Source organism: Gammaproteobacteria bacterium CG11_big_fil_rev_8_21_14_0_20_46_22, from assembly GCA_002796245.1.
Classification (GTDB): Bacteria; Pseudomonadota; Gammaproteobacteria; order UBA12402; family UBA12402; genus 1-14-0-20-46-22.
In genome coordinates this window covers 43,394-51,884 of sequence record PCWT01000031.1, presented here as the reverse complement: position 1 = coordinate 51,884, position 8,491 = coordinate 43,394, and the positions used below count along the sequence as shown (strand labels likewise).

Sequence of the window (8,491 nt, the reverse complement as noted above, 5' to 3'; positions counted from 1 at the left end):
GAGATGTCGGATATATGGTCGCAATCTTTACCATTTTTTAAATCATCGAGAAATTATTCTTTGACAATACGGAGCGAGTCCATATAAGGCCCTAAGATTGTTCATAGCGGCCTCCTTGATAATCGTTTCACTCTAGGTAAAAACCCATTCGGTGTCAAATGCAGTTCTGCTTGATCTTTTGGTCTCACTGTTGAAAGATACATGATTGAATTAAGGAATGGCGATGGCCGACGCAATCAAACAAAAGGTTTCTATTTGGATTTTGCTTACTTTGGTGATACCGCCCTTGATGGTCGGTGTGGATCTGATGATCATGGGCGTGGCGATCGAGCCCTTGGCAGTGTCTCTGGGCGTAAGTATTTCCTTGCTTCAGTGGTTACTGGCAGGTTACGCGATTGGTAATGCCTCATTTTATGTGATTGCCGGCAAGCTGGCTGATATGTTTGGCGCTAAAAAAATCGTCAATATCGGCTTGCTGGCGTTTGCGATCTTTTCAGCGGCGATTGCCTTGTCTGATAATATTTATTGGATTATCGCCTTTCGTATTCTTCAGGGTGCGTTTGGCTCGTTCATTATTATTGGCGCACTCACTTGGGTGGCCAAAAGTTATGAACCTGAAAAACGTGGCGTACCGACTTCTGCGATCGTGGCGGGTACGGGCTTGGGCATGAGTTTGGGGCCAGTAATGGGTGGTTTGTTGATTCATTTTTTTAGTTGGCGTATGGCCTTTTGGGTCAATGTGCCGATTGCGTTTATTGCCATGATCTTCGTGTCGCTCCTCATGAAGCGTCGTGAACGTGCGATGAGTGAGATTCATTTTGATATTATCGGCCTGGTTTTGCTTGTCATCAGTATGATGAGTTTAACCGTGTATTTATCGCAAGGTGATAATTGGGGATGGTTAAGCCATCGTGCGTTGATTGTGTTGGCTGTGTTTGTCGTTGCGCTCATCGCGCTCTTAATTGCTGAGGCAGTCATTAAGCACAGTTTACTGGATTACCCTTTGTTTAGAGTACGCCAATTTTTTGCGGGCAGTTTTATCGCTATGCTGGGTTATTTTATTATGATCGCCTGGCTGTTTGTCTTCGGTATTTATTTGCAAAGCGTGTATGGCTTTTCGGCTTTGGAGGCGGGCTTAGCCTTCTTGCCATTTTCAGTGGTCTTTTTTATTACGGCCTATGTGCTCACCCAAATTGCCGATAAACTCAATCCTAAAATCGTCGCAATAACGGCCTTTGTTTTGATGGCACTCTCGACGCTGTCGCTGGCCTTTGTACACGAGTGCACCCCATATTGGTATATCACGATTGGCTTTGCTTTGATGGCTTTCGGTTTTGTGATTAGCACATCCTTGTTGGTGAAAGTGACCATGCGCCATATGCCGCCGGAAAAAACGGGCTTGGCTAACGGCAAAATGATGATGATCCGTTGGTTTGGCTCTAGTTTGGGTGCAGCGGTGATTTCCACGATTTTTGAGCAAACCGCTGCGCATTTTTTAGACCGGGATTTGTCGCATTACCCCAGTCTGATGAGCCCAGAGCTGAGCGGCAAGGTTTTGTATGCGCTTAAAGGCAGTCTGCCCGCAAGACAGGTCAAGGCGATGTTCCCGGGCCACTTGTATACGGATGTGAGCGCCTTGCTTGGGCACTCTTACTCTCACGCTTTGCGTGTCAGCATGTGGGTTTTGTTCGGCGTGGCCATTCTTGGGCTCATTTTGAGCATTGTTTGGCTGGAGGGCCGAAAGGCTCCGGATTCGGTCTCGCAGCCTCAAAATCGAGCTTAGTTCAAGAATAGGTTTGGATAAGTTTTTCAAAGCCGTTTTTTGCGCCCTTTTTGATCAATCCTGAGAGGCACACTGTTGGCACAGGTCGCGTGCAAAAGGGATTTGGGCTTGCCTCCCCTTGCCGAGCAATCAGCGCATGAGCATAGCCGAGACTACAAGCTCGGCGAAGCGGGCGCGCGAGGTAAGGCAAGCGCAAATCGAAAAAGCGCGCACCTGTGCCTTTTCATGTCCTTGCCACGAGAGACCTTACTCACTTGATTTTTACTGCCTATTGGCGTAGTCTTTGCGCCGGAAACATCTCTAATCTTATACGGTTCAAAAAGGATAACAATCCATGAATTTACATGAATATCAAGCGAAAACCTTATTAGCAGATTACGGCTTACCGGCACCGAAAGGTATTGTCGTATCAAACGTCGAAGAGGCGGTGAAAGCTGCTCAAACGTTGGGCGGTAACGCCTGGATCGTCAAGGCACAAGTGCATGCCGGCGGTCGTGGTAAAGCCGGTGGTGTGAAGTTTGTCACCTCACGTGACGAGCTCGAGTCAGAAGCGCGTCGTTTGTTGGGTTCTCGTTTGGTCACGTTCCAAACTGATGAGAAAGGTCAGCCGGTCAATAAATTGTTTATCGCTGAGCCGTGCGACATTGCCAAAGAATTGTATTTAGGTGCGGTGGTCGACCGTGCGACACGTCGCGTGGTGTTTATGGTATCAACCGAAGGTGGTGTGGAAATTGAAGAGGTAGCAAAAGCAACACCTGAGAAAATTTTGCAAATCGTCGTCGATCCTTTGGTTGGCGTGATGCCGTATCAGTGCCGCGAAGTGGCGTTTAAGCTAGGCCTTGATGCGAAACAAATGAAACAGTTCGCACACATTTTAACGGGTCTTGGCAAATTGTTTGCTGAAAAAGATCTAGCCTTGTTGGAAGTGAACCCATTGGTCATTCAAGACAATGGTGACTTAACGTGCCTAGATTGCAAAATGGTGATCGACGAAAATGCCTTGTATCGTCACCCAGATTTAAAAGCGATGCGTGATCCAGAACAGGAAGACGAGCGTGAAAACCGCGCGAAAGATTGGGAATTAAACTACATTGCGTTGGATGGTGATATCGGCTGTATGGTTAACGGCGCGGGTCTTGCCATGGCGACCATGGATATCATCAAACTTTACGGCGGCCAACCGGCAAACTTCCTCGACGTGGGCGGTGGTGCGACCAAAGAGCGCGTAACAGAGGCGTTCAAAATCATTTTATCCGATGAAAACGTTAAAGGTATTTTGGTGAATATCTTCGGTGGTATCGTGCGTTGTGACATGATCGCCGAAGGTATCATTGAAGCGGTGAAAGAAGTCGAAGTGAAAGTCCCTGTGGTTGTGCGCCTTGAGGGTAACAACGCAGAGCTGGGCGCTGAGAAGTTGGCCAATAGCGGCTTGAACTTAACACCGGCTGATAGCTTGGCCGGCGCAGCACAAGCGATTGTGAAAGTCACCAAGGGCGAATAATTTTAGCGTCATTGCGAGCGAACAGCGTGAGTGCGGCAATCTTAATCAGATTGTTTCGAGTGCGAGAGCTTTGCAATGACAAGACTAGAAATTTTTAGAAGAGAGTAAACAATGAGTATTTTAATTAACAAAGACACCAAAGTGATTTGCCAGGGGTTTACCGGTAAAAACGGTACCTTTCATTCTGAACAAGCGATTGCTTACGGCACGAAAATGGTCGGCGGTGTCACACCCGGTAAAGGTGGTCAAAAACATCTAGGCCTTCCTGTGTTTGACACAGTGCGTGAAGCAGTCGATGCCACGGGTGCGACAGCCACTGTGATTTATGTGCCAGCGCCATTTTGTAAAGATTCAATCTTAGAAGCAGCTGATGCCGGTATCGAGTTGATTGTGTGTATCACCGAAGGTATTCCAACGATGGATATGCTTGAAGTGAAATATTACATCGAGAAAAACACGAAAGCGCGCATGATCGGCCCGAACTGTCCAGGTGTGATCACGCCGGGTGAATGTAAAATCGGTATCATGCCGGGTCATATTCATTTGCCGGGTAAAGTCGGTATCGTCTCACGCTCAGGCACATTGACGTATGAAACGGTGAAACAAACCACAGACCTAGGCTTTGGCCAGTCGACTTGCGTGGGTATCGGCGGCGATCCTATCCCAGGTATGAACTTTGTCGATGTCTTGGCCATGTTCCAAGACGATCCACAAACGGAAGCCATCATCATGGTCGGTGAAATTGGTGGTTCGGCTGAAGAAGAAGCGGCAGCCTTTATTAAAGCGAATGTGACTAAGCCTGTTGTGGCCTACATTGCGGGTGTCACAGCGCCTGAAGGTAAGCGTATGGGCCATGCTGGTGCGATTATTTCTGGCGGTAAAGGTACTGCGGCTGAGAAGTTTGCAGCGCTTGAAGCGGCGGGTGTGAAAACCGTGAAGTCACCGGCTGAAATGGGTAATGCTTTGAAAGAGATCACTGGCTGGTAAATGCCGGGTTATCGTCTTTGTGAATGTAGCCTCGATTGAGCGCCGAAGGCGCGATAATCCGGGGAAATTTAACCCCGGGTTTTCAATGCTTCGCATTTCAACCCAGGCTACGCAAGACGATGGCTACTTGAATTGGACAACACTATGACACAACACCACACACTCATCATTCTAGGTTCTGGCCCAGCGGGTTACACGGCGGCCGTTTACGCCGCACGTGCGAACTTAAACCCGGTTGTGATTACCGGTATGGAGCAGGGTGGTCAGCTCATGACAACTACCGATGTTGACAACTGGCCCGGTGATAATGAGGGGGTGCAAGGTCCAGAGCTCATGCAGCGCATGCAAAAGCATGCAGAACGCTTTGAAACACAAATTATTTTTGATCACATCAACACAGTCGACTTCAAACAAAAGCCGTTAAAGCTTAAAGGTGATAACGGCGAATACACCTGTGATGCGCTGATCATCGCGACAGGTGCGAGTGCGAAATATTTAGGCCTAGACTCTGAAGAAGCGTTTAAAGGCAAGGGTGTGTCGGCTTGTGCGACCTGTGATGGTTTTTTTTACAAAGGCAAAGATGTGGCGGTGATTGGCGGTGGTAACACGGCCGTGGAAGAAGCGCTGTATCTATCAAACATTGCTAAGCATGTCACTGTTGTACACCGTCGCGATAAATTCCGTTCGGAAAAAATCTTATCCGACAAGTTGGTCAAACGTTCGCAAGAAGGCAATGTCACGATCGAGTGGAATCATGTTTTGGATGAAGTCTTGGGCGATGATACTGGTGTGACCGGCATGCGCATCAAACATGTGAACAACGACGAAACCAAAGACATCGATTTGGCCGGTGTATTTATCGCCATTGGTCACAAGCCGAATACGGATATTTTTGACGGTCAGCTAGAAATGCACGATGGCTATATCAAAGTGCAAAGTGGTTTAAGCGGCAACGCCACAGCCACCAGTGTGGAAGGTGTGTTTGCTTGCGGCGATGTGATGGATCATGTGTATCGCCAAGCGGTCACGTCAGCCGGCACGGGTTGTATGGCCGCGCTTGATGCCGAGCGTTACCTTGATGCGCTGGAGACTAAATGATATGACATTACCGGCTTGCCCTCAGTGCCAATCTGAATTCACTTACCAAGACGGCAGTTTCTTGATTTGCCCTGAATGTGCTCACGAGTGGTCTGCTGAGCAGGTGCCGAGCGCTGATGATGCACGTGTTGTCAAAGACGCCAACGGCAATGTGTTAAGCGATGGTGATACCATCACGCTGATCAAAGATTTAAAAGTGAAAAACACCTCGCTGGTGATTAAAGTCGGCACCAAAGTCAAAAACATTCGCTTAGTCGATGGCGACCATGAAATCGATTGCAAGGTGCCAGGCATTGGCCCGATGAAGCTCAAAGCTGAGTTTGTGAAAAAATAAGCCTCACAAATGAGAACCATTCTCATTTACAACGACACAATTTCAGGTATATACTTGGCCCTCGCACAACGCTCGCAGGGGTTATCACGTGCAGTACGTGGCCGGTAAAAAAATCAAAATCATGGCGCTGAAAAAGGGCCTTAAACCGTATTTTCGTCAAAAGCTTTTAGCCATGGGCGTGGTGCCTGGTGCGGTGTTTGAAGTGCAGCGTGTTGCACCCTTAGGCGATCCTGTTCATATCACCATACACGGTTTTGATATTAGCCTGCGCAAGCAAGATTTAGCCATGCTCGACTTGTTGGAGTGCTTGGAATGAAGCGTGTGGCGTTTATCGGCAACCCCAATTGCGGTAAGACAACCATTTTTAATCGCTTAAGCGGTAGCAGCCAAAAAGTCGGTAATTGGGCCGGTGTCACGGTCGATAAAAAAACCGCACAAATGCGTTGCGGCGATGAGCGTATCACCTTGATCGATTTACCGGGTATTTACTCGCTGAATGTCTCATCCGGTGAGGGTGCGATTGATGAGGCCATTGCCAGTAATTTTTTGATGAGCCAAGAGGCGGATTTATTCGTCAATATTTTGGATGCGTCTAATCTTCAACGTCACCTGTATCTCACCTTGCAGCTTTTGGATATGCAAGTGCCGATGATCGTCGTGCTCAATATGAGCGATGTGGCTAAGCGACAGCACAAGGCAGTGAATGCGGCCGAGCTATCGAAGCGTTTGTCTTGTCCGGTGTTAGAGTTGGTGGGTAGTCGCGGCAAAGGGGTGAAAGCTTTGCAAACCGCGATTTGCGAGTATGTACGAGGGGATTTGCCCAAGGCTTTATCGTTTCATCCGCGTATTGAAGATACGATTGAACAACTCGTTCCGCTCACGCCGCAAAAAAGTCGCTGGCAGGCCATCCGTTTGCTGGAAAAAGACCGTTTAGTCTCTGTGATTTTAGATAATGACACACAGGCTGAATGCGAGCGTATTATTCAGGGGTTGGAAGTTGTAACAGAAGAAGACAGTGATATCGTCATGGCTGATGCGCGTTATCAGACGATGTATCAATTATGTGATGCAGTCATAGTCCAACATAAAATCGCACAAAGCATGACGCGCTGGCTGGATCGTTTATTCATGCACCGCTTTTTGGGTATACCGTTATTTTTATTCATCATGTATTTGATGTTTGAAATCTCGATGAACGTGGGTACCTTGCTGCAGCCCTTGTTTGATATCAGCTCGAGCGTGATTTTTATTGATGGTGTGAATCACTTGGCTCACGCGCTGGGCTTGCCTTTATGGATGAATGCTTTATTAGCCCAGGGAATTGGTTTGGGTATTAATACAGTTGCAACGTTTATTCCACAAATTGGTTTAATGTTTTTATGTTTATCGTTTTTAGAAGATTCAGGCTATATGTCGCGCGCGGCTTTTGTGGTGGATCGTTTTATGCAGGCGGTGGGCTTGCCCGGTAAAGCCTTTATTCCCTTGATTATCGGCTTTGGCTGCAATGTGCCTGCGATTATGGCCACACGCACACTCGGCAACACGCGCGATCGTATTCTCACGACGATGATGTCACCGTTTATGTCTTGTGGTGCACGCTTGGCCATTTTTGTGGTGTTTGCTTCAGCATTTTACCCAGCGCACGGTGGCATCGTGGTGTTTTCTTTGTATTTGCTCGGTATTTTGGTGGCCATGCTTACGGGTTATTTGTTAAAAGTGAGCGTACTCAAAGGTAAAGAAGCGCCCTTTGTGATGGAGCTGCCGAATTATCATTGGCCATATTTTAAATCGATTTTTATCATGACCTGGCAGCGTTTAAAGCGGTTTATTTTTCGCGCGGGTAAAGTGATTGTGCCCGTGTGTGTCTTGGTCGGCACACTCAATGCGGTACAGCTCGATGGCAAGATTGTGCCGCAGGGCAGCCCGCAATCGATTTTATCCGACGTGGGTCGTGTGATTACGCCCGTGCTGCGACCGCTGGGCGTGCATCAAGACAACTGGCCGGCGACGGTGGGTTTGATCACAGGGACTTTGGCCAAAGAAGTGGTGGTCGGTACGTTAAATACGCTTTACACACAAGGGCAGTTTAACGACAAACCCAGTGATTTTCATTTATTAGCGGGTTTGCAACAAGCCTGGCAAGTGACGCTCCAGGGTTTTTCATCGCTGTTTTCGGCTCAACGTTTAAACCCGTTTACGGCGAACGAAGCCGATCATGATATGACACAAAGTGCGATGGGCAATATGGCCCAGCGTTTTCTAAGCCCATGGGCGGCGTACGCGTATTTGATTTTTGTGCTGCTCTACATTCCTTGTGTGTCCACCATGGGCGTGATTGCGCGTGAGATCGGCAAAGGTTGGGCGTATTTTGCGACCTTTTGGAGCTTTAGTGTGGCCTATGCCGTCGCCACCATTTTCTATCAAACCGTGATGTTTTCAGCGCATCGCTGGTTTTCTGCATGTTGGATCGCGGGCATGTTAGCGTTTCAATTTGCTCAGATTATGGTGATGTACGCCGTGGCGGGAAGGAGAAAGCGTCGTGCTCACCCTTAGCCGCTTAAAGCAATATATGCAGGAAAATAAAGAAGCCACGATGCAGGGCTTGATCATCACCTTTCGTGAAGAACCGGATCATATACAAGCGTTAATGGATCACTTGATTCAAAAAGGTGTGGTCAAAGCCGAAGATCAGTGCGTGGCCAACTGTGGCTCCGGCTGTGGATCGTGTGAGTTATCCACCGTGAAGGTGTATAAGCTGACTGAGCAAAAATACACGACAACAGAATAG

At 48.1% G+C, this 8,491-nt stretch carries 9 protein-coding genes; 8 read left to right on the top strand and 1 reads right to left on the bottom strand.

Going from position 1 to position 8,491, the window contains the following annotated elements; genetic code table 11:
* Positions 1-217 precede the first annotated feature (217 nt).
* A complete protein-coding gene (locus COV52_03965) occupies positions 218-1,783 on the top strand; it encodes a hypothetical protein (protein PIR11476.1) in 1,566 nt (521 codons plus the stop codon).
* A 1-nt stretch (position 1,784) separates the two neighbouring features.
* Here COV52_03965 and COV52_03960 read toward each other — a convergent pair whose 3' ends face one another.
* Positions 1,785-1,979, bottom strand: coding sequence for a hypothetical protein (locus COV52_03960; protein PIR11475.1), 195 nt, complete (start codon positions 1,977-1,979; stop codon positions 1,785-1,787).
* Between the two features lie 138 nt (positions 1,980-2,117).
* Between COV52_03960 and COV52_03955 the strand changes: the two genes are divergently transcribed.
* The 7 genes from COV52_03955 (at position 2,118) to COV52_03925 (ending at position 8,491) form a co-directional block, all read left to right on the top strand.
* A complete protein-coding gene (locus COV52_03955; GenBank protein ID PIR11474.1) occupies positions 2,118-3,284 on the top strand; it encodes an ADP-forming succinate--CoA ligase subunit beta in 1,167 nt (388 codons plus the stop codon).
* 111 nt (positions 3,285-3,395) lie between these two features.
* Positions 3,396-4,271, top strand: coding sequence for a succinate--CoA ligase subunit alpha (locus tag COV52_03950; protein PIR11473.1), 876 nt, complete (start codon positions 3,396-3,398; stop codon positions 4,269-4,271).
* A gap of 144 nt (positions 4,272-4,415) precedes the next feature.
* Positions 4,416-5,369 carry a thioredoxin-disulfide reductase gene (gene trxB, locus COV52_03945; protein PIR11472.1) on the top strand — a complete coding sequence of 318 codons (954 nt, stop codon included), beginning with the start codon at positions 4,416-4,418 and terminating at the stop codon, positions 5,367-5,369.
* A gap of 1 nt (position 5,370) precedes the next feature.
* Positions 5,371-5,703, top strand: a complete 333-nt coding sequence (locus COV52_03940; GenBank protein ID PIR11471.1) for an alkylphosphonate utilization protein — start codon at positions 5,371-5,373, stop codon at positions 5,701-5,703.
* A gap of 121 nt (positions 5,704-5,824) precedes the next feature.
* Entirely contained in the window at positions 5,825-6,019 is a 195-nt protein-coding gene (gene feoA / locus COV52_03935) for a ferrous iron transporter A (GenBank protein PIR11481.1), read from the top strand.
* On the top strand, positions 6,016-8,256 hold the full coding sequence (feoB, locus tag COV52_03930; protein ID PIR11470.1) for a ferrous iron transport protein B: 2,241 nt from the start codon (positions 6,016-6,018) through the stop codon (positions 8,254-8,256). Before feoA ends, feoB begins: the two co-directional genes overlap by 4 nt.
* Complete coding sequence (locus tag COV52_03925; GenBank protein PIR11469.1) at positions 8,243-8,491, top strand: hypothetical protein; 249 nt, start codon at positions 8,243-8,245, stop codon at positions 8,489-8,491. Before feoB ends, COV52_03925 begins: the two co-directional genes overlap by 14 nt.